Genomic DNA, 20,987 nt, shown 5'->3' on the forward strand with positions numbered 1-20,987 from the left:
CCGCCCCCGCCCGGCCCCCGGCGGGGCCCCGCCGGCCCCGCGGGGCCGCCGGCCGGTGCCGGGGGGGGGGGGCCCCCCCCCCCCGGGCCGCGCCCCTCCTCGCCGTGTCCCGCGTTACGCGGGCCTCATCCCGCGAGCAGCTTCTTCACCGTGGCAGCCACCCGGCCGCCCTCCGCGAGCCCGGCCACCTTCGGGCCGACGATCTTCATCACGGCGCCCATGGCACGAGGCCCCTCGGCCCCGGCGGCCCTGGCCTCCGCGACGGCCTGCGCCACGATCGCACCCAGCTCCTCGTCGGAGAGCTGCTTCGGCAGGTAGGCGTCCAGGAGCTCCCCCTCGGCCCGCTCCCGCTCGGCCTGCTCGGCCCGGCCGCCCTGCGCGAAGGCCTCGGCCGCCTCACGGCGCTTCTTCGCCTCCCGGGCGATCACCTTCTGCACCTCGTCGTCGGAGAGCTCGCGCGCGGACTTGCCGCTTACCTCTTCCTTCGTGATCGCGGTGAGGGTGAGCCGGAGGGTGGACGAGGTGAGCTCGTCCCGCGCCTTCATGGCCGTGGTGAGGTCTTCCTTGAGCTTGGACTTGAGCGTGGTCATGCGGTGATTGTGACAGGTACGGGGTGCCCGCCGCCCGTCTGTTTTCGTCCCTCCGCACCGGGTCTGCGACGATGGGCACATGCGCGCACGCTACGGAGTACCCCTGAAAGTCACGGCAGTCGGCGCGGCGGTCGGCGCCGCCGGCCTCGCGTACGCGGCCGGGTTCGAGGCCCGTTCGTTCCGTCTGCGACGGATCGCCGTTCCGGTACTCCCGCACGGGGCACGCCCGTTGCGCGTACTCCAGATCTCCGACATCCACATGGTCAGCGGCCAGGGCAAGAAGCGGGCCTGGTTGCAGTCACTGGCGGGGCTGCGCCCGGACTTCGTCGTGAACACCGGCGACAACCTCTCCGACCCCGGCGCCGTGCCCGAGGTGCTCGACGCCCTCGGTCCGCTGATGGAGTTCCCGGGGGTGTACGTCTTCGGCTCCAACGACTACTACGGCCCCAAACTCCGCAACCCGGCCCGCTACCTGCTGGAGAAGGTCCAGGGAAAGCACGGCCTCAACGGCAACGCCCCTGCCGTCGGCGTCGTCCACAACCCGTGGCAGCCGATGCGGGACGCCTTCGACGAGGCGGGCTGGCTGAACCTCTCCAACACGCGCGGCCGCCTCAAGGTGGACGGGCTGGAGATCGGTTTCACCGGCCTGGACGACCCGCACATCAAGAGGGACCGGTACGCGGAGGTCTCCGGAGGCCCCGAGACGGGGGCGGACCTCTCCATCGGCGTGGTGCACGCCCCGTACCTGCGCTCGCTGGACGCCTTCACCTCGGACGGCTATCCGCTGATCCTCGCCGGTCACACCCATGGCGGGCAGCTCTGCATCCCCTTCTACGGGGCCCTCGTCACCAACTGCGACCTGGACACGGACCGGGTGAAGGGACTCTCCCGCCACACGGTCGGCGACAAGCACGCCTATCTCCACGTCTCGGCGGGCTGCGGCACGAACCGCTACACCCCGGTGCGCTTCGCCTGCCCTCCGGAAGCGACGCTGCTGACACTGACACCCCGCGGCTGACCGCCGCCGGCAGCCGGGGGACGGGAGCGAAAAGCGGATTTCGCCTCCGGGCGCCGGTGGGCTAAAGTAATCGATGTCGCCGGGACAATCGGTGGACATCGGGGTGTAGCGCAGCTTGGCAGCGCGCTTCGTTCGGGACGAAGAGGTCGTGGGTTCAAATCCCGCCACCCCGACAGCTGAAACACCAGGTCAGGGGCCTGATCCACTCAGTGGATCAGGCCCCTGACCCGTTTCTGGATCCTTTTCGGGTGTCGGCTGGGTGTGATCTTCCGCAGCGGTCCGGGTCGCTGCGGCACCGTGCCGTGGAGGTAGGTCCCCGCACGGCGGCACGACGGCACGGCCGCCGCCCGGGCGTCACGGCTCCAGGTGGATACCGGCGTCCCGGGCGAGGGCCTGGGCGAGCTCCATCCCACCGGGTCCGCGCACGGTGGCGCCTTTCAGGTGTTCGCCGCCGCCCACATCGGCCATGGTGCAGTTCTCGAAGCGCACCCGCTGCGCCCGTAGGTGGGCGAACTGCGCCCCTGTGAGGTCGCAGCCCGTGAACAGGACGTCGCGCATCTCCGCCCACTGGAAGTCTGCCTGCACAAGGTTGCAGCCCTCGAAGTGGACGCCCTTGAACTTCGAGCGGCGCCAGAGCGACAGGTCGCCGCGGCAGTTCTCGAAGCGGACGTCGTTGAAGTGGCTGCCGCTCCAGGACGAGCCGGTGAGGCGGCTGTGGGCGACGACCGCGCGGACCAGCGAGGTGTCCTCGGCGCGGAACTGCGCGAAGTCGCAGGTGCGGAACGAGGCGTCGGAGAACACCACCTGCCGGGTACGCGTGCCGGTGAAACGGACCGAGGCGAACCGCGCCTGCTCGACCTCGGCCGTGTCGACGTCGAGGCCGGCGAAACTGTCACCGTCGTATGCGACGCCGCGGATCATGGCGTCCTCGGTGAGGCCGTCCTCGCGTCCGGATGGCCGGAGCGCGCCTTTGTCGCGAGGTGCGACCGGGCTCCTGGGACGGGTCGAGATCGCTGAGCGCATGGCGCCGGAGCCTAGCAGTGGCACAGCTCGACAGAGGTACAGCTCGACCGGCGTGGGCAGCACGGCAGGGGGGCACGTACCGGTCCGGTACGTGCCCCCTGCCGTGCGATGGACACGTCCTCAGCCGCGTGCCCGTGTCCGTGCGCTCCGGTACTCACCGGTCCACAACGCGCGAACGAGGAGCGGCGTCCGCCGAGGACGCTGTCGGACCGGTCAGGCGGCGGCGGTCGCGGTCTGCTCGGCGACCTGGCGCAGGACCTCGGTCAGCTGGGTGACCACCTCGGCGTCGTCGGCCGGGTGGAGCTCGGCGAAGCGGGTCACGGAGCCGGGGATGGACAGCTTGACGTCGGCCAGGACCGCGCCGCCGGCGATTCCGACGGCCTTGCGGGCGTCGTCCTGCGCCCAGACGCCGCCGTACTGGCCGAAGGCGGTGCCGACCACGGCTGCCGGCTTCCCGGTCAGGGCGCCGGCGCCGTACGGGCGGGACAGCCAGTCGATGGCGTTCTTGAGGACGGCCGGCATGGTGCCGTTGTACTCGGGCGAGAAGAACAGGAACGCGTCGGCCTGTCCGGCGGCCTCCCGCAGACGGGCGGCAGCAGCCGGAACGCTGCCCTCGACGTCCGTGTCCTCGTTGTAGAACGGCACGTCGGCCAGGCCCTCGAAGATGTCGATGTCGGTGCCCGCGGGCGCGTGCTTGGCGGCGGCTTCGGCGAGCTGTCGGTTGTGGGAACCGGCGCGGAGGCTGCCTACGAGGGCGAGGATGCGAACAGACACGGGGGACTCCTGGGGGCATGGGCAGGGAAGGCAAAGGAAGCGGACCGTAGTCCGTTTACCGTTGTACCACCTAAACGGACCGCGGTCCACATGTGTTCCCCTGGGGCTACCCTGAAGGCATGACCCGTCCCGACCACCAGCCGCCCGGGCCCTCCGGACCCGACGAGACACGGACGTACCTTCCGCTCGTCCCGCTCGGCGAACCCGAGCCGCTGCGGGCTGACGCGGCGCGGAACCGTACCCGGCTGCTGGAAGCCGCCTCGCGCCTCATGGGCGGCTGCGGAGCCGCGAACCTGACCATGGAGGCGGTCGCGGCGGCCGCCGGGGTGGGCAAGGGGACCGTCTTCCGGCGCTTCGGTGACCGTACGGGACTGCTGATCGCACTCCTCGACCACCGGGAGGCGTTGTTGCAGGCCGCCTTCCTCTCCGGGCCGCCGCCCGTGGGCCCGGGTGCCCCCGCCGCCGAGCGGCTGCACGCCTTCGGGCCCGCCGTGATGCGCCACGACCGTGATCACCACGAGCTCATCCTCGCGTCCCGCACCGACCCACTGCGTGCCTACGCCGTCCCGGCGTACCGTCTGCGGCTCAGTCACGTGGCCCTGCTGCTGCGCCAGTTGCGGGTGGAGGGGAACACCGAGCTCCTCGGCCACACCATGCTCGGGTCCATCGACGCGACGCTCGTCCACCACCTCACACGTGATCGGGGCGTGCCGATCGAGGAGTTGGAGCGCGCCTGGCACGATCTGATCACTCGTGTCCAACTGCCCCTGGGCCGCAGGGCCACCTGAACGCCCACGTCGTGGGGTCGAGCGGCCCACCGGCCGGCCCTCACACACTCGCCCTTGCGCGAGGGCTACGCCCGCACCTGGATCAGGGCATGGGTTCCGCCGGTACGCCAGTCGCGACCTGACTCCTCCAGCGTGCTCCACATCCGGGGGCCGAGTCCCACGACGACGTCGGACTTCAGCGTGCGCAGCGCCGCTACCGCTCCGGGGAAGGAGGCCGTACGGTCCGCGAACGGACTGGTCGCGTCCCACAGCCGGTCGCCCACGAGACGGCGGTAGTTGAGGTCGCCCTTCAGGATCGTCACCGTGCCGGCCCGGAGGTCCTGCCGCAGGTCCCCGGGCATGTCCTCGTACGGCAGGGGTGCGCAGAAGAAGGCGTGCGTGCGCACCTCCAGACTCCCGGACCCCATCGCGGCCCAGAGACGTGTGCCGATCGCGCCGGCCTCGCCGGGAGCCCGCATCAGACGGCGCAGGCAGGCGACGGCATCGGCCGTCGTCGCGTCGGAGACGTAGTACGGGTACGGCTTGACGTACAGAACGGCGCGTTCCGCGTGCCCGTGTCCGAGGAGGTGGTCCAGGAGGACCAGATCGGGGATCAGCTCCCGGCCGGTGTTGTCCGCGATCAGAGACACGGTGGCCGGCGCCCCCACCGGGAGCAGTTCCCACAGCAGGGCGCTGTCATCGGCGACCAGGCCCGGCACGGCATCACCGAGCGGCCCGTCCGACGCCGCGCTGAAGCCCAGGTCCGCCCGGTTTCCCCAGAGAGAGGCGTACAGGAGGGCTCGGGCCCGCTCGTCGGCCGGGACAGCGGCGAGGTCGTCCAGGGCGCGCAGTTCGTCGTCCACCGCGTCGTCCCGCAGTTCGAGGTCCTTGAACGGGGCGAAGGGGTCGACTCCCCGCCAGGGGCCGTCGGTGAAGTAGTCGACGGCCGCGAGGAGCCTGCGGTAGAAGTAGCTCTCCGCCCAGAGGAAGGGAGCGTCGAACCAAGGCCGCCCGTAGTGTTCCCGGCCTCGGCACAGCCAGAGTTCCCGGTCCGGGGCATGGGGGCCGAGCGGTTCGACGACCCCCCGCGTGATCTCGGACATCAGGGCGTCGAGGGCGAGATGTTGTCGGGGACCGTACGGAAGCGCCTCGCGTACCCGCCGGATCAGCGCCGGATGGCGCTCGGCCAGCACACCGTGGGCGAACGAGCCGGGCTCACTGCCGGTGATGACCTGTGCGCCGGGACCGTTCGCGTCCCCTGGAGCCTTCTGCTTGTCGCCCATGCCTGCCAGTCTGCCGGGTCGCGACGCGGCGCCGCCCGGTCGCCGCTCCGGCCTCCGACGCCCGGTGCCCTGCCCGGTCGAGGTCCGCGGTGTCCCGGGGGTGATGCTCCCGAAGCGGCTCATGCGCGCCGCGGTACCTGGTTACGATTGTCCCGGCTCAGATGACTTAACCCCAGAAAGGGAACCTGCAACCATGCCGGCCGAGACATTCGAGTTTCAGGTGGAAGCGCGCCAGCTCCTGCAGATGATGATCCATTCGATCTACTCGAACAAGGACGTCTTCCTGCGCGAGCTCATCTCCAATTCTTCGGACGCGCTGGACAAGCTGCGACTGGAAACTCTGCGCGACGACAACCTCGAGGTGGATTCGTCCGACCTCCACATCGCCATCGAGGTCGACAAGGAAAAGCGCACGCTGACCGTCCGCGACAACGGAATCGGCATGTCCCACGACGAAGTCGTGCAGCTGATCGGGACGATCGCCAATTCGGGTACGGCCAAATTCTTGCAGGAATTGAAGGAGGCCAAGGACTCGGCGGCCTCCGAGGAACTCATCGGGCAGTTCGGTGTGGGTTTCTACTCGAGCTTCATGGTGGCGGACGAGGTCACCCTGCTCACCCGTCGCGCGGGTGAGGCCACCGGTACGCGCTGGCAGTCCGACGGCGAGGGCACGTACACGGTCGAGTCCGTCGACGAAGCGCCTCAGGGCACCTCGGTCACGCTGCGGCTGAAGCCGGAGGACACCGAGGACAAGCTGTTCGACTACACGTCTCCCTGGAAGATCCGCGAGATCGTCAAGCGCTACTCCGACTTCATCACCTGGCCGATCCGCATGGAAGCGCAGGCGGCCGGCGAGGACGGCGCCGAGCCGGCGACCGAGACGGTCAACTCGATGAAGGCGCTGTGGGCACGGTCGAAGGACTCCGTGACCGACGACGAGTACAGCGAGCTGTACAAGCACATCAGTCACGACTGGACCGACCCGCTCGAGACCATCCGCATGCAGGCGGAGGGCACCTTCGAGTACCAGGCCCTGCTCTTCCTGCCGTCGCACGCCCCGCAGGACCTGTTCATGCAGGGTCACAAGCGCGGTGTCCAGCTGTATGTGAAGCGCGTCTTCATCATGGACGACTGCGAAGCGCTCATGCCGACGTATCTGCGCTTCGTGAAGGGAGTCGTCGACGCGCAGGACCTTTCGCTGAACGTGTCGCGCGAAATCCTCCAGCAGGACCGCCAGATCGAACTGATGCGGCGCCGGCTGGTGAAGAAGGTCCTCTCGACGGTCAAGGACATGATGTCCGCCTCCCCGGACAAGTACGGGACTTTCTGGAAGGAGTTCGGCCGGGTCCTGAAGGAAGGACTCCTCCAGGACTTCGAGAACAGGGACGCCATTCTCGAGGTCTCGTCCTTCGCCTCCACACAGGACGAGGAAGGACTGACCACCCTGCGCTCGTACGTGGAGCGCATGAAGGAGGGTCAGGAGCAGATCTACTACATGACCGGCGAGTCGCGCGCCGCCATGGAGAGCTCGCCCCACATGGAGGCGTTCCGGGCCAAGGGCCTGGAGGTCCTCCTCCTCACCGACCCGGTCGACGAGGTCTGGGTCCAGTCGGTACCGGAGTTCGACGGCAAGCCGCTGCAGTCGATCGCCAAGGGCGAGGTCGACCTGGACACCGACGAGGAGAAGAAGGAGGTCGAGGCCGAGCGCGAGAAGCAGCAGCAGGAGTACGCCGGCCTGCTGACCTGGATGTCCGAGCAGCTGGGTGAGCAGGTCAAGGAGGTGCGGCTTTCCTCGCGGCTCACGGTCTCACCGGCGTGCATCGTCTCGGACACGCACGATGTCACTCCCGCCCTGGAGAACATGTACCGCGCCATGGGGCAGGAGGTGCCGCAGATCAAGCGGATCCTGGAACTCAACCCCTCCCACGCGCTGATCAGCGGACTGCGCAGGGCTCATGCCGAGCTCGGTACGGAGCAGGATGCCGCCGGCGAACTGGCCGAGACGGCCGAGCTGGTCCACGGACTGGCCCTCCTCTCGGACGGAGGCGAGCTGAGTGACCCCGCACGCTTCAGCAGGCTGATGGCGAGCCGGCTGGAGCGCACGCTGTAGACACACCCGGCACCCCGGTCACTGCGGCCGCCAGAGATCTCTGGCGGCCGCAGTCGTGTGCTGTGCGCGGCCGTGGAGGGCGGACAGCCACAGCACCGCCGACTCGCGGGAAGGAGGCGCCGGGGGCCGCGCCTCTTGTCCGGCGCGCTTCGCCGACTGCCGTGGCCGGCGTCCGAGGGACGGTGCCGACGTCCGAGGGACGGTGCCGGCGTCCGAGGGGCGGTGCCGGCGTCCGAGCGGCGTGTGGTCTGCATCCGAGGGGTGGGCAGCGGTCTCTATCCGGGACCCGCTGCCCAGCCCTGGGGTCCGAGACCTGACAATCACTCAGTGTGGTGATCGCCGTGCCGCTACAGGCTCGGATTTCACCCGCCAGAGGTCCGCTCAGAGGTTTACCCGCATGCGTAGCCACATCATCCGAACGCCTCTTCGAGCATATGAGAAGACTTCTCCCCGGGTCGTCACCGGCGGGTCCACGAGCTGCTAAAAACGTTGCTGGCTCTACGAACTTCCCACCCGCCCACCACACTTCGAAGGGCTGACAGACATGTCAGTACGTTCCTTCCGGGCCTCCCTCTGCACCTTCGCCATCGGCGTCACGGCCGTACTCGGCCTGGCACAGCCGGCCGCCGCGTCCGGCGGCGACTATGTCGCTCTCGGTGACTCCTACTCGTCCGGTGTCGGTGCCGGCGGCTACATCTCCGAGAGCGGCGACTGCAAGCGCAGCACCAACGCGTACCCGTACCTCTGGGCGGCGGCGAACTCCCCGTCCTCCTTCGCCTTCGTCGCCTGCTCGGGCGCGACGACGGCGGGCGTGGCCGCCGGTCAACTGGGCGCGCTCGGACCGTCGACGACGCTCGTCAGCATCACCGCGGGCGGCAACGACATCGGTTTCGCGGATGTCATGCAGACGTGCGTGCTGCGGAGCGAGGCCGCCTGCGTGGACCGGGTCGACGCCGCCGTCGCACAGATGCGGACCACGCTGCCGGGCAACCTCGACTCGCTCTACGACAGCATCCACGCACGCTCACCGCAGGCCCTCGTGGTGGTGCTGGGCTACCCCCGCTTCTACCGGCTGTCCGGCAGTTGCGTCGCCGGGCTCACCGAGAAGGAACGCGGCGCCGTCAACGACGCCTCCGGCGTCCTCAACGGGGTGCTCGCCAAACGAGCGGCCGATCACGGGTTCGCCTTCTCCGGCGTGGTGGACGAGTTCACCGGCCACGAACTCTGCTCCGGCGACGCGTGGCTCCACAGCGTGACCGTCCCGATCACCAACTCCTACCACCCGAAGGCGATCGGGCAGTCGAACGGATACCTGCCCGCGTTCCGCTCCGCGGTCTGACGCGCGGGGGCCCCGGCGCACCGAGGCCCCCGTCCCTCAGTCGCCGACCGGCCGCGACGCCTTGACGGAGTACATCATCGGAATGCGCGGCCGGTTCGCCGGTGGGCGGTAGTAACCGTCCGCGTGTCGTTCGAGGGACGCGTACCGCGCGACGATCGACGCGTCGTGTTCGTGCAGGAACTCGATACGCAGCCCGGCCCCTGCCAGCGCCGAGACGACCTCGCCGACCGGATGCTGCCATTCGACACTGCGGTTGTGGACGGTGGCGGCGCCGACGTCCGCGTACGTGCCCGGCGTCTCGTCCACCCACGGGTCCCGGCTGAAGTAGTCGTGAGTGACCGTCGAGCCGGTCTCGTCGTCCAGGCACTCGGACAGCGGGTGGAACTCGGCGAGGTAGAGGAATCCGCCCGGCGCGACCAGCGAAGCGGCGGTCTCCGCCCAGCGGTCGAGGTCCGGCAGCCAGTTGAGGGCGCCGGTCCCGGTGTACACGATGTCGTAACCCGAGTCCGGCACCGCGTCGGCCGCGTCGTACACGTCCGCGGCCACGAACGCCGCCCGGTCCGGCCGCAGGTCCAGGGCCCGGGCCAGTCCGCGCGCCGTTTCGACGGCAGGCTCGGAGAAGTCCAGGCCGACGACGTGCGCGGCTCCGCGACGAGCCCAGGAGAGGGTGTCGAGCCCGATGTGGCACTGCAGGTGCAGCAGCGTCCGGCCGGTCACATCGCCGACCTCCGCGAGTTCGAAGTCGCGCAGGGAGTCCGTGCCGGAACGGAACGCATCCAGGTCGTAGAAGGCACTGGAGGCGTGGATGGCCACGCGCTCGTCCCAGCGCGCACGGTTTGCCTCGTACCAGTCGTCGGGGGTCGGTGCGTACATACCCGGGAAAGTACCCACAGGGCGGAGGCGGCCGCCAACTGTTATCCACAGGCGGCTCGGTTTCGCGGTGACCACCACTCGCCCGGCATCGGGTTGTCCACAGGTCGCCCGGCATCGGATCCGCATCGGGTTGGATGGGGTCATGAGCGACACAGAGAACGACGCGTCCGTAGCGCAGGGGCTGCCGGTGGACGGGGGTCCGCTGCCCGGTGGGGCCCAGCCCCCGGCGTGGGAGCAGCGTTTCCGGGCCCCCCGCGTGTCCCTGCCCGACTGGGCCGAGGACGCGCCCGACCGCGCGCTCTTCGTCTCCAACGCCACCGGCACCTACGAGCTGTACGCGTGGGACCGGACGTCCGGCAGGCAGCGCCAGGTCACGGACCGGCCCAACGGGACCACCGACGGCGTGCTGGCCCCCGACGGTGAGGCGATCTGGTGGTTCGCCGACACCGACGGCGACGAGTTCGGTGTGTGGATGCGCCAGCCCTTCGAGGGCGGCGCCGACGAGCCTGCCGCGCCGGGGCTCGAGCCGTCCTATCCGGCAGGACTCGCGATCGGACGGGACGGTACCGCCGTGATCGGGCGGTCCACGGACGAGGAGGGCACCACGGTGCACGTGGTGCGCCCCGGGGCGGAGCCGGTGGAGATCTACCGGCACCGGGAGTCGGCCGGAGTGGGCGACCTGTCGCACGACGGCACCCTCATCGCGATCGAGCACACGGAGCACGGCGACGCGATGCACTCCGCGCTGCGCGTGGTGCGCCTGGACGGCTCGACGGTCGCAGAGCTGGACGACACCGAGGGCGGCACGAAGGACCTGGGCCTGTCGGTACTGGGCTTCGCCCCGGTCGCGGGAGACCACCGGCTGCTCGTCGGGCACCAGCGGCGCGGGCGGTGGGAGCCGATGATCTGGGACCCGGTCGCGGGAACCCTGACGGACCTCGCGGTGGACCTTCCCGGAGACGCCGGCGCCGAGTGGTACCCGGACGGGTCCGCGCTGCTCCTCCAGCACAGCTTCGAGGCCCGCAGCGAGCTGTGGCGGTACGAGCCGGGCGCACCGGCGCCGGCGCGCGTGGAAACTCCCGCCGGCACGGTCTCGGGCGCCACCGCCCGCCCCGACGGCACGGTGGAGTTCCTGTGGTCCTCGGCCGCGCAACCGCCCGCCGTGCGGTCGACGTCGGGCGGTGTCGTCCTCGACCCGCCGGGAGCGAAGGCGCCCGCCTCCGTGCCGGTGCGGGACGCCTGGGTGGAGGGTCCCGGGGGACGTGTCCACGCCCTGGTGCAGACACCGGCCACCGGCGTCGGCCCGTTCCCCACGGTGTTCGAGATACACGGCGGGCCGACCTGGCACGACAGCGACGCCTTCGCGTCCGGTCCGGCGGCGTGGGTGGACCACGGCTTCGCCGTGGTCCGCGTCAACTACCGGGGCTCGACCGGTTACGGCCGTGCCTGGACGGACGCGCTCAAGCACCGGGTCGGGCTGATCGAGCTGGAGGACATCGCGGCGGTGCGGGACTGGGCGATCACGTCGGGGCTCGCGGATCCGGCACGGCTGGTTCTGGCAGGTGGCTCCTGGGGCGGTTACCTGACCCTGCTCGGGCTCGGCACGCAACCGGACTCCTGGGCACTCGGGCTGGCCGCGGTCCCGGTCGCCGATTACGTCACCGCCTACCAGGACGAGATGGAGGCGCTGAAGGCCATGGACCGGACGCTGCTGGGCGGGACACCGGAGGAGGTACCGGAGCGGTTCGCCGCATCGTCACCCCTGACCTACGTGGACGCGGTGCGGGCACCGGTCTACATCTCGGCCGGCGTCAACGACCCGCGCTGTCCGATCCGCCAGGTGGAGAACTACGTGGACCGGCTCGCCGCACGCGGTGCCGTCCACGAGGTGTACCGGTACGACGCCGGTCACGGTTCCCTCGTCGTCGAGGAGAGGATCAAACAGGTCCGGCTGGAGCTGGACTTCGCCCTGAGACACCTGGGCCGGACCGGGGCATAGGGACCGCCCCGGCCGGGGCGGGCGCCGAGCCGCCAGGCGATCCGCCGGCGGCTGGGGCGGCACGGCGTGAGGCACGGATAAATAGGGCACCCCGCCCACGGCCATCGGAACGGGAAACCGTACCGTGGGGGGGTGTACCGGTTCCTGCTGACCCCGCGGTGGTGGGGGATCAACCTCTTCGTCGTGCTGGCGATCCCGTTCTGCGTGTTCATGGGCACGTGGCAGCTCGGCCGCTTCGAGGACCGCGTGCAGTCGCACGAGCAGGCCGAGAAGCAGCCCGCCCCCGGGACCCGGGCCGCCGAGCCGCTCGACGATCTGTTGCCCGTGAGCACGGAGACCTCCGGCCGCCCGGCTGTGGCCACGGGTACCTACTCCGACCAGTTCCTGGTGCCCGGGCGTGAGTTGGACGATCGCAGCGGCTTCTACGTGCTGGATCTGCTGCGCACCGACAGTGGAAAGGCACTTCCGGTCGTACGGGGCTGGCTGCCCGGGGCGCCTGGTGGCACCGAGGTACCCCCGGCGCCCCCCGGCAAGGTCACCGTGACCGGCGACCTACAGGCGTCCGAGAATTCCAGCAGCGACGGCGTCGACCTCAGGGGAGGGCTCCCCAAGGGTCAGCTCGGCATGATCAGCGCCGCGTCGCTGGTCAATCTCGTCCCGTACGACGTCTACGACGCCTGGGTCACCCTGACGGAGCCCGAGACGGGCGGCACGAGCGGCGGCATGCGGCCGGTGCCCGCCGCGGCGGCACAGGGCAGCGGGTTGGACCTCAAGGCGTTCCAGAACCTCGGCTACACCGGCGAGTGGTTCGTCTTCGCCGGTTTCGTGCTGTTCATGTGGTTCCGGCTCATGCGCCGCGAGGCGGAGGCCGCGCGGGACGTGGAGCTGGGGCTCGCGGCCGACGCCGACTGAGGCCGGCTCCCGGCCCCGCCTCTCCGTCGGCCCCCGGCTCCCGGCCCCGCCTCTCCGCCGGCCCCCGGCTCCCGGAAGCGCAGCCGACGCCGCTCCGGGCGGGCGGCGAAGCGAGCCGCCCGAGCACCTTCCCCGGACGTTGCCCGCTCTCCTGGGCCGCCGGCGCGAGTGCTGTGCCTGCCCGGACGCCCGAGCGCCCTGCCCCGGCTTCCCGCACGCCCCGATTCCGGGACGCCGGACGCCTGGACGCCGGACGCCTGGACGCCGGACGCCTGGACGCCGGACGCCCGGGCGCGGGATCGTGGTTACGACGGGGGCAGCACGCCCGTCCGGTAGATCGTGCCGGAGCAGGCGTGCGTGATCGTGGTCTCCGCCGTCGGCGCCCCCGCCTCGGGGGTGTGGGTGACCGCCACGCTGCCGTCCGCCGGCCCTTCGTCCGCGCTGCCGAACTGCGGCGCCGTGTCCGTCGAGCCCGCGGCGGCCCCACCGTCGGCTTCGCCACCGCCGGTGCCCCCGCTACCGTCGCCCGCCGTGGGCTCCGGGCTGGGCGTGCCCCCGGTGGTCGGGCAGGTGTCCGACGGCACCCAGGCGAACCGCACCTCGTACGCCATGGCCGGCTGCAGGAGGACCGTCCCCGGCTCCAGCGACGGATCGGGCAGCCCCGCCGCCGGGTCACCGGCGGTGTGCTGGACCACGGTGATCTTCTGGCGGTCGGCGGCACCGGTCGTGCGGACGCCGACCGTGCCGTTGCTGTTCACGGAGCAGACCTTGCCGGACACGTTGGCGATCCTGAAGGAGCCGTACACCGTGCCGTCGGCCTCGGCCGTCTGCAACTCGGCGGACACGACACCGAGCTGACCCGGGTCGCACGCCGGCATGTCCGCCGCCTCGGGATCCGGGTCGTCGTCGACACCGCCGGTCCCGCTTCCCTCGGTCCGGGAACCGGCATCCTGGGACGGTGCCGCGGAGCCACCGGCGGCGTCCTCCCCACCCTCGCTCGCCCGGTCGGCGGGGCCGGTCGTTCGCTCGCCCGTGGCCTCGGCGCCCGCGTCGTCCCCGCTGCCGCCCTGTGCCTGCTGGCCGTGGCCGGCGATGGCCGGATTGGCGGCCGCCGATCCGTCCGAGTTCGCCACGTGGACGAACGCGGGCACGGCCGTGCCGATCAGCAGGGCAGCGGCCGCTGCGCCCACCACTCCCTGGCGGCGCCTGGCGCGCCGCGCCGGTACCGCCCGCTGCAGGTGTTCGAGGGTGCCGTCGCCGGGTTCGATCCCCTGGACCGCCCCGCGCAGCATGCGGCGGAGCGCGACCTCGTCCGGATGCTCGTTCCCGCCCGGCGTACCGTCCGCTCCGGCTCCGGCGCCCCCCTGGAAGAGCGCGGTCAGCGTGCCGCCTTCGATGCCCGGAGCGCCGTCTCCGGCCCCGGGACCCGGCAGACCCGCGGACGGTTCGCTCACCGCCGCGCGCTCGGCCGCCTCCGCGGCTTCCTCCCCGCCCTCGGCGGCCGCCGCGGTGTGTCCCGCACCGACCACCGTGCCACCTGGGGCACTTGGAGCGCCTGGGGTACCCGTGGCACCTGGAGCGCCCGGATCACCTGGGGCGCCTGGGGCGCCTTCCGCACCGTCACCCGAGCCGTCGCCCGAGCCGTTGTCCTGCTCCTGTTCGCCGTCCTGTACGGGATCGGTGTTCGCTGTGCTCTCCGGCCCGTGGTTCACAATTCCGTTTCCAGTCCGGTCATCGTCGTGCCTGTGCTCGGGCCCGCTCATGTCTGCGCCTCCATGACGACGCGCAGTGCCGCGATGCCCCGGGAGCCGTATGCCTTCACCGAACCGAGCGATATGCCCAGCGTCTCGGCGACCTGCACCTCCGTCATGTCCGAGAAGTACCGCAGCACCAGGACCTCGCGCTGGCGTCGTTGCAGCCCTTTCATCGCCTTGATCAGCGCGTCCCTCTCCAACTGGTCGTACGCCCCCTCCTCGGCGCTCGCCATGTCCGGCATGGGCTTGGAGAGCAGCTTCAGGCCGAGGATGCGGCGGCGCAGCGCGGAGCGGGAGAGGTTGACGACGGTCTGGCGGAGGTAGGCGAGGGTCTTCTCCGGGTCACGCACCCGGTTGCGCGCCGAGTGCACCCTGATGAACGCCTCCTGCACCACGTCCTCGCAGGACGCCGTGTCGTCCAGCAGGAGTGCCGCGAGGCCCAGCAGTGAGCGGTAGTGGGCGCGGTAGGTCTCGGTGAGATGGTCGACCGTGGTTCCCGCCGCCACCGTGCCCTCAGCGCCCTCGCGCTGCGAGGGCAGCCGGGTGGACCGCGCAGCCGGCATGGGCGCGATCACCGGCATGCCGCCGGCCGCGCGGGGCCGCCGGAGCGGGCGCACCGAAGCGCCGCGCAACGGGCCCACCACTGTGATGTCGAGAACCTCTGCCACGCCAGTTGGACACGCTGCCCCCCGTCAGGGTTGTACGCGTACGGCACCGCGTTCGATGCTGTGCGACATGCCCTCATTCGTACCTGCTCTTCCCGAATACCCCGAAAACGCATCCAACCGCGCAAGAAGTGACGGCATAGACGCGCCGCATCCGACGAGCGGTTGCAGGAGGTCAGGAGATCATCGTCGGATACGGGAACGCCCCAGCTCAAGGGGATCGGACCTGCGATTTACCCACAGCGCGCACACAGATCCTACAAAAGAGGTTCGATCAATCCCGTGGAAATTCCCTGGCCAGGGTCTCGGCGATCTGGGCGACATTGAGAGCCGCACCTTTTCGCAGATTATCTCCGCAGATGAACATGTCGACGGCGTACGGGTCGTCGAGTGACTGCCGGACACGGCCCACCCACGTCGGATCGGTGCCCACGACATCGGACGGCGTGGGGAACTCGCCGTCCGCCGGGCGGTCGAAGAGCACCACCCCTGGAGCGGTCGCCAGGACCTCGTGCGCGCGGTCCACCGCCACCTCGTTCTCGAAGCGGGCGTGCACCGACATGGAGTGCGTCGCGACGACGGGTACGTAGACGCAGGTCGCCGTCACTCTGAGGCCGGGCAGGCCCAGTACCTTCCGGCACTCCGCGCGGATCGCCAGTTCCTCGGACGACCAGCCGTCCCCGGCGTCCTCACCGGCCCACGGCACGACGTTGAGTGCCACCGGCGCGGCGAAGGGGCTCTTCTCCCCGTCCCCCAGCGCCCGCCGTACGTCACCGGGGCGCGTACCCAGTTCGGTACCGGCCACCAGAGAGAGCTGCTCCCGGAGCGCGGCGACGCCGTCGCGGCCGGCGCCGCTGACCGCCTGGTAGGAGGAGACGACGAGTTCCTGGAGCCCGAACTCCGCGTGCAGCGCGCCGACCGCGACGATCAGCGAGAGCGTCGTGCAGTTCGGGGACGCGACGATGCCGCGCGGCCTCAGCCGCGCGGCATGGGGGTTGATCTCCGGGACGACCAGCGGAACGTCCTCGTCCAGACGGAACGCCGCCGAGTCGTCCACGACCACGGCTCCCGCGGCGGCGGCGACGGGTGCCCACCGCGCGGACACCTCGTCCGGCACCAGGAACAGGGCCACGTCCACTCCGTCGAACACGCCCTCGGTGAGCGGAAGGACCTCGGCCTCCTCCCCGCGCACGGCCAGCTTGCGGCCCGCGGCGCGTGGGGAGGCGATCAGTCTCACCTCGCCCCAGACATCCGCGTGCTGCGAGATGATCTGGAGCATCACGCCGCCCTTCGCCCCGGTCGCTCCGACGACCGCGAGCGAGGGACGGCGCCGTGTCATCGGCCGGTGCCTCCGTAGACGACGGCCTCGTCGGAGTCGCTGTCGAGGCCGAAGGCGCTGTGCACGGCACGCACGGCCTCGTTGACGTCGTCGACACGGGTGACCACCGAGATGCGGATCTCGGACGTCGAGATCAGCTCGATGTTCACACCGACGTTGGACAGCGCCTCGAAGAAGCCCGCCGTGACGCCGGGGTTGGTCTTCATGCCCGCGCCGACGAGGGAGATCTTCGCGATCTGGTCGTCGTAGCGCAGGGACTCGAAGCCGATGCCGGCGCGGTTGCGCTCCAGCGCGTCGATCGCCTTGCGGCCTTCCGCCTTGGGCAGCGTGAAGGTGATGTCCGTGAGACCGGTCGAGGCGGCGGAGACGTTCTGCACCACCATGTCCATGTTGATCTCCGCGTCCGCGATCGCGCGGAAGATCGCGGCGGCCTCACCCGGCTTGTCGGGCACGCCGACGACCGTGACCTTGGCCTCGGAGACGTCGTGGGCGACTCCGGAGATGATGGCGTGCTCCACCTGCTGGTCCCCTTGCGGCTCGTTGCTGACCCAGGTGCCGCGCAGTCCGGAGAAGGACGAGCGGACGTGGATCGGGATGTTGTAACGGCGTGCGTACTCCACGCAGCGGTGCAGCAGCACCTTGGAACCGGACGCGGCCAGCTCCAGCATGTCCTCGAAGGAGATCCAGTCGATCTTCCGGGCCTTCTTCACGACCCGGGGGTCGGCGGTGAAGACGCCGTCCACGTCGGTGTAGATCTCGCAGACCTCGGCGTCCAGCGCGGCGGCCAGCGCGACGGCGGTGGTGTCGGAGCCTCCGCGCCCGAGGGTGGTGATGTTCTTGCCCTCCTGGCTCACACCCTGGAACCCGGCGACGATGGCGATGTTGCCCTCGTCGATGGAGGTCCGGATGCGGCCCGGCGTGACATCGATGATGCGCGCTTTGTTGTGGACCGAGTCGGTGATGACGCCGGCCTGGCTGCCCGTGAACGACTGGGCCTCGTGGCCCAGGTTCTTGATCGCCATGGCCAGCAGGGCCATGGAGATCCGCTCTCCGGCGGTCAGCAGCATGTCGAACTCGCGCCCGGCAGGCATCGGTGACACCTGCTCGGCAAGATCGATCAACTCGTCCGTCGTGTCGCCCATCGCGGATACCACGACAACCACCTGGTGGCCGTTCTTCTTGGCATCGACGACTCGCTTGGCGACGCGCTTGATGCCCTCGGCATCGGCTACGGAGGAGCCTCCGTACTTCTGCACGACAAGGCCCACGTGCGCTCCTCGCTCAATAATGGTGCGGTCGGCTCAGTCTAACGAGCAGCCTGGAATAGACCCGTCTTCACCAGATGGTGAGATGTCCCGCTCACCACCTGGTCCGGCGGATCGTTCCGGACTGCTCGTACCCTGCTGGTGCCCACTCCGCTTGGCGGGCACGCCTTTTGTGTCTCAGGACACAGCAGCCACAGCAGCCACAACGAGACAGCGGGACAGGACACGGGCGGGCGCCGCTGGGCCGGGCGAGGGGCCGGTCCGCCGCCCGGCGGCCTGCGGACCCGGCTTACAGAACCGGCCGCATGCCCAGCGGGCCCGCGATCTCCTCCGCCATCACCCGGCCCGCCTCCTCGGCCAGGTCGCCCTCGCTCGGGTCCTGGTCCGTGTCCAGGCCGTCGAGCTCCTGGAGGGGCTGGTTGAGCCGGATGTGGGCGATCAGCGACTGGAGGGCGCGCAGGGCCGCCGAGGCGGTGGACCCCCAGTTGGAGAAGTAGGAGAACTGCCACCACCACATGGCTTCGGCCGTGCGGTCCGCCTCGTAGTGGGCCAGTCCGTGGCTCAGGTCCGTGACGAGGTCGGCCAGGTCGTCGGAGATGCGGTGCGGGACCGGCGGCTTGCGCGGCTCGTAGGGGTCGAAGACCTCGGAGTAGACGTCGATCGGCTCCAGGAGGACGGCGAAGCGCTCGCGCAGGCCGTCGGCGTCCGGTTCGGCGCCCAGGTCCGGCTCGTAGCGCTCGTCCGGAATGATGTCCTCGTACGCGCCGAGCCTGCCGCCGGCCAGCAGGAGCTGCGAGACCTGGAGGAGCAGCACGGGGACGGCTTCCTCCGGCTCCTCGGCCTTGGACACCTCGGTGACCGCGACGATGAACGTCTTGATCTGGTCCGCGATCTGGACGGCGAAGTCGTCCGGATCCTGCGTGACGGAGTTCAGCGTGGCGTCAGACATCGAGGGGACCTCCCGTGGGCACGGTCGCGAACGGTGGGTAGAACATAACGTCGCCGAGCGTAAAGCTGACATCAACGTCCGGATCATGGCCCGCCGAGCGGCGCCGGCCGCCCGTCACCGGGCACCCCGCCGCGCTGTCCCCGCCGTACTCCGCCGGGTCACACATCGAGCAGTCGCCTCCCCTCGAACGCACGGCCGAGGGTGACCTCGTCCGCGTATTCCAGGTCGCCGCCCACCGGCAGGCCGCTGGCCAGACGCGTCACCCGCAGGCCCATCGGCTTGACCATGCGGGCGAGGTAGGTGGCGGTGGCCTCACCCTCGAGGTTCGGGTCGGTCGCCAGGATGAGCTCCGTGATGGAGCCGTCCGCCAGGCGGGCCAGCAGCTCCCTGATGCGCAGGTCGTCGGGGCCGACGCCCTCGATCGGGCTGATGGCGCCGCCGAGCACGTGGTAGCGGCCCCGGAACTCACGGGTGCGCTCGATCGCGACGACGTCCTTGGGTTCCTCGACCACGCAGATGACCGTCCGGTCGCGGCGCGCGTCCCGGCAGATCCCGCACTGCTCCTGCTGGGCGACGTTTCCGCAGACCTCGCAGAAGCGCACCTTGTCCTTGACCTCGAGGAGCGCGTGCGCGAGACGGCGCACGTCCGTGGACTCGGCCTGCAGGATGTGGAAGGCGATCCGCTGCGCGCTCTTGGGGCCGACGCCGGGCAGCCTGCCCAGTTCGTCGATGAGCTCCTGAACCACGCCTTCGTACAACGGAACGCCTTTCCTTATTCCTGCCCGTACCGTAGCCGGTACGCCCGGGTAGCTGTAGGGGTCAGAACGGGAGGCCCGGCATACCGCCCAGGCCCTGGGTCAGCGGGCCCAGCTTCTGCTGCTGGAGCTGCTGCGCGTTCTCGTTCGCCGCCTGCACCGCGGCGACCACGAGGTCGGCGAGCGTCTCGGTGTCCTCCGGGTCCACGGCCTTCGGGTCGATCACGAGGGACCGCAGCTCGCCGGACCCGGTCACGGTGGCCTTCACCAGGCCACCGCCCGCCTGCCCGTCGACCTCGGTCCTGGCGAGTTCCTCCTGGGCCTCGGCGAGGTCCTGCTGCATCTTCTGGGCCTGCTGGAGCAGCTGCTGCATGTTGGGCTGGCCACCACCGGGAATCACGGTCACTCCTGGCACATCGTCGACGGATTGTTTCGGTACGCCGAGCCTACGTGTTCACCGGACGCCGCGCTCCACCCGTCGGGACCAACTCTTTCGGGTGAGATCTGGAAAGCGTCTCCCGTGCTCCTATACCTGACCAGAGGCCGTGTGCACGCGGGCATCCCGCGATTCCGACCCCACCGCCCACCATTCGGCGGTAGGAAGAGGATGCGTATCCGTACGCACCCGCACACCGCAGGTAACGCAGAGTTACGCGGACGGGGCCGAGTCATATGCCGGTTCCGCCCCGTCCGTGTCCGAGAACCGTGCCGAGCCGCGTCGATACGCGCCGAACGCAGAGTGCAGAGGAGTGCCCCGGTGAGTCAGCCGGAGATGCAGCCCGAGGGGCCGCCCCGCAAGGAGTCCGGCGCGGGATCCGGTGCGGATACCGGAACGGAGCGGTCCGGTTCTCGCTACGGTACGGGCCCCCAGGACCTGACCGGCCGCGCCTTCCCTCTGGGTGACTGGGGTGAACCCGCCGAACGGCTCGACGAGCTGTACCGGTGGGTCGAGGGGGGCGCCCTGCGCACGGCCGAGTGGTATCTCCAGGACCGGGTCCGCAAGCGGCGGACGGCCAGGCTGCTCCGCCTCGGGACGGCGGCCGGGGTGGTCGCCGGGGTGGCTCTCCCGCTCCTCGACCTGACCGGCGGCCTGGCGGGGTCGGCCGTGTGGGGTTACCTCTCGCTGCTGCTCGGCGCCGCGTCCATGGCGTGTGACCGGTACTTCGGTCTGACCTCCGGCTGGATAAGGAACCTGGCGACGGCGCAGGCGGTGCAGCGGCGGTTGCAGGGGCTCCAGTTCGACTGGGCCTCCGAGTGCGTACGGGAGATGCTCGGCCCGGCCGAGGGCACGGCCAGCGAGGCCGCGGAGCGGTGCCTGGGTGTGCTGCGCCGGTTCTCCGAGGACGTCACCGAGCTCGTCCGCATGGAGACCGCGGACTGGATGGTGGAGTTCCGGGCCGGCCCCGCGCCCATGGGCATGCAGTCGCTCGTGTCCGGGGCGGTCGGCGGCCGGCCGGAGCAGGGCGCTCACCCCGGCCGGCTGACCATGCCGGCGGTCGCCCGGCCGAACATGCCGCGGCAGCGGCCTCCGGAACCGCCCCGGTGACCGGAAGGCCGGGGGCTCCATCGGCC

General features: G+C 70.6%; 19 protein-coding genes and 1 tRNA gene. 8 read left to right on the top strand and 12 right to left on the bottom strand.

Annotation, left to right across the window (positions count from 1 at the left end):
• Positions 1-125 precede the first annotated feature (125 nt).
• The gene (locus ABZ371_RS12230; RefSeq protein WP_358677244.1) at positions 126-590 is read right to left on the bottom strand and encodes a GatB/YqeY domain-containing protein; all 465 of its coding nucleotides are present in this window, start codon (positions 588-590) and stop codon (positions 126-128) included.
• Between the two features lie 79 nt (positions 591-669).
• On the opposite strand from ABZ371_RS12230, the gene ABZ371_RS12235 reads away from it, so the two are divergent.
• Together ABZ371_RS12235 and ABZ371_RS12240 are read left to right on the top strand one after the other, a co-directional pair.
• On the top strand, positions 670-1,608 hold the full coding sequence (locus ABZ371_RS12235; RefSeq protein WP_358677246.1) for a metallophosphoesterase: 939 nt from the start codon (positions 670-672) through the stop codon (positions 1,606-1,608).
• Between the two features lie 99 nt (positions 1,609-1,707).
• Positions 1,708-1,781 (top strand) — tRNA-Pro (locus tag ABZ371_RS12240).
• A 181-nt stretch (positions 1,782-1,962) separates the two neighbouring features.
• Here the strand turns inward: ABZ371_RS12240 and ABZ371_RS12245 are convergent.
• Both ABZ371_RS12245 and ABZ371_RS12250 read right to left on the bottom strand, forming a co-directional pair.
• Entirely contained in the window at positions 1,963-2,631 is a 669-nt protein-coding gene (locus ABZ371_RS12245) for a pentapeptide repeat-containing protein (RefSeq protein ID WP_358677249.1), read from the bottom strand.
• 213 nt (positions 2,632-2,844) lie between these two features.
• Positions 2,845-3,405, bottom strand: coding sequence for an NAD(P)H-dependent oxidoreductase (locus ABZ371_RS12250; protein WP_358677252.1), 561 nt, complete (start codon positions 3,403-3,405; stop codon positions 2,845-2,847).
• Positions 3,406-3,524: 119 nt separating this feature from the next.
• On the opposite strand from ABZ371_RS12250, the gene ABZ371_RS12255 reads away from it, so the two are divergent.
• Complete coding sequence (locus ABZ371_RS12255; protein WP_358677255.1) at positions 3,525-4,193, top strand: TetR/AcrR family transcriptional regulator; 669 nt, start codon at positions 3,525-3,527, stop codon at positions 4,191-4,193.
• 65 nt (positions 4,194-4,258) lie between these two features.
• Here ABZ371_RS12255 and ABZ371_RS12260 read toward each other — a convergent pair whose 3' ends face one another.
• A complete protein-coding gene (locus tag ABZ371_RS12260; RefSeq protein ID WP_358677258.1) occupies positions 4,259-5,455 on the bottom strand; it encodes a damage-control phosphatase ARMT1 family protein in 1,197 nt (398 codons plus the stop codon).
• A 193-nt stretch (positions 5,456-5,648) separates the two neighbouring features.
• Between ABZ371_RS12260 and htpG the strand changes: the two genes are divergently transcribed.
• Both htpG and ABZ371_RS12270 read left to right on the top strand, forming a co-directional pair.
• Positions 5,649-7,565 carry a molecular chaperone HtpG gene (gene htpG / locus ABZ371_RS12265; protein ID WP_358677261.1) on the top strand — a complete coding sequence of 639 codons (1,917 nt, stop codon included), beginning with the start codon at positions 5,649-5,651 and terminating at the stop codon, positions 7,563-7,565.
• A gap of 544 nt (positions 7,566-8,109) precedes the next feature.
• Entirely contained in the window at positions 8,110-8,904 is a 795-nt protein-coding gene (locus tag ABZ371_RS12270; RefSeq protein ID WP_358677264.1) for an SGNH/GDSL hydrolase family protein, read from the top strand.
• A gap of 36 nt (positions 8,905-8,940) precedes the next feature.
• On the opposite strand, the gene ABZ371_RS12275 is transcribed toward ABZ371_RS12270, so the two are convergent.
• Positions 8,941-9,777, bottom strand: coding sequence for a class I SAM-dependent methyltransferase (locus tag ABZ371_RS12275; RefSeq protein WP_358677267.1), 837 nt, complete (start codon positions 9,775-9,777; stop codon positions 8,941-8,943).
• 142 nt (positions 9,778-9,919) lie between these two features.
• Here ABZ371_RS12275 and ABZ371_RS12280 point away from each other — a divergent pair, with 142 nt between their 5' ends.
• Entirely contained in the window at positions 9,920-11,776 is a 1,857-nt protein-coding gene (locus tag ABZ371_RS12280) for a prolyl oligopeptidase family serine peptidase (RefSeq protein ID WP_358677270.1), read from the top strand.
• Positions 11,777-11,908: 132 nt separating this feature from the next.
• Positions 11,909-12,688, top strand: coding sequence for an SURF1 family protein (locus ABZ371_RS12285; RefSeq protein ID WP_358677272.1), 780 nt, complete (start codon positions 11,909-11,911; stop codon positions 12,686-12,688).
• A gap of 305 nt (positions 12,689-12,993) precedes the next feature.
• Here ABZ371_RS12285 and ABZ371_RS12290 read toward each other — a convergent pair whose 3' ends face one another.
• The 7 genes from ABZ371_RS12290 to ABZ371_RS12320 all read right to left on the bottom strand — a co-directional run bounded on the left by ABZ371_RS12290 (position 12,994) and on the right by ABZ371_RS12320 (position 19,815).
• A complete protein-coding gene (locus ABZ371_RS12290) occupies positions 12,994-14,451 on the bottom strand; it encodes a hypothetical protein (protein WP_358677275.1) in 1,458 nt (485 codons plus the stop codon).
• Positions 14,448-15,023 (bottom strand): SigE family RNA polymerase sigma factor, encoded by a 576-nt coding sequence (locus ABZ371_RS12295; protein ID WP_358677294.1) that lies wholly within the window; start codon positions 15,021-15,023, stop codon positions 14,448-14,450. The genes ABZ371_RS12290 and ABZ371_RS12295 overlap by 4 nt, the downstream gene beginning before the upstream one ends.
• Positions 15,024-15,381: 358 nt before the next feature.
• Positions 15,382-16,446: an aspartate-semialdehyde dehydrogenase gene (locus ABZ371_RS12300; protein ID WP_358677277.1), complete on the bottom strand. Its 1,065-nt coding sequence runs from the start codon at positions 16,444-16,446 to the stop codon at positions 15,382-15,384.
• A complete protein-coding gene (locus ABZ371_RS12305) occupies positions 16,443-17,714 on the bottom strand; it encodes an aspartate kinase (RefSeq protein WP_358677280.1) in 1,272 nt (423 codons plus the stop codon). Before ABZ371_RS12305 ends, ABZ371_RS12300 begins: the two co-directional genes overlap by 4 nt.
• Before the next feature lie 286 nt (positions 17,715-18,000).
• Positions 18,001-18,660 (bottom strand): DUF5063 domain-containing protein, encoded by a 660-nt coding sequence (locus tag ABZ371_RS12310; RefSeq protein WP_358677282.1) that lies wholly within the window; start codon positions 18,658-18,660, stop codon positions 18,001-18,003.
• Between the two features lie 158 nt (positions 18,661-18,818).
• Positions 18,819-19,418, bottom strand: a complete 600-nt coding sequence (gene recR, locus ABZ371_RS12315; protein WP_358677285.1) for a recombination mediator RecR — start codon at positions 19,416-19,418, stop codon at positions 18,819-18,821.
• A 61-nt stretch (positions 19,419-19,479) separates the two neighbouring features.
• A complete protein-coding gene (locus ABZ371_RS12320; protein WP_358677288.1) occupies positions 19,480-19,815 on the bottom strand; it encodes a YbaB/EbfC family nucleoid-associated protein in 336 nt (111 codons plus the stop codon).
• A 357-nt stretch (positions 19,816-20,172) separates the two neighbouring features.
• On the opposite strand from ABZ371_RS12320, the gene ABZ371_RS12325 reads away from it, so the two are divergent.
• Positions 20,173-20,961: an SLATT domain-containing protein gene (locus ABZ371_RS12325; RefSeq protein ID WP_358677291.1), complete on the top strand. Its 789-nt coding sequence runs from the start codon at positions 20,173-20,175 to the stop codon at positions 20,959-20,961.
• The last annotated feature ends 26 nt before the right edge of the window (positions 20,962-20,987 follow it).

Source organism: Streptomyces sp. NPDC005899 (assembly GCF_040629645.1).
Taxonomy (GTDB): domain Bacteria; phylum Actinomycetota; class Actinomycetes; order Streptomycetales; family Streptomycetaceae; genus Streptomyces.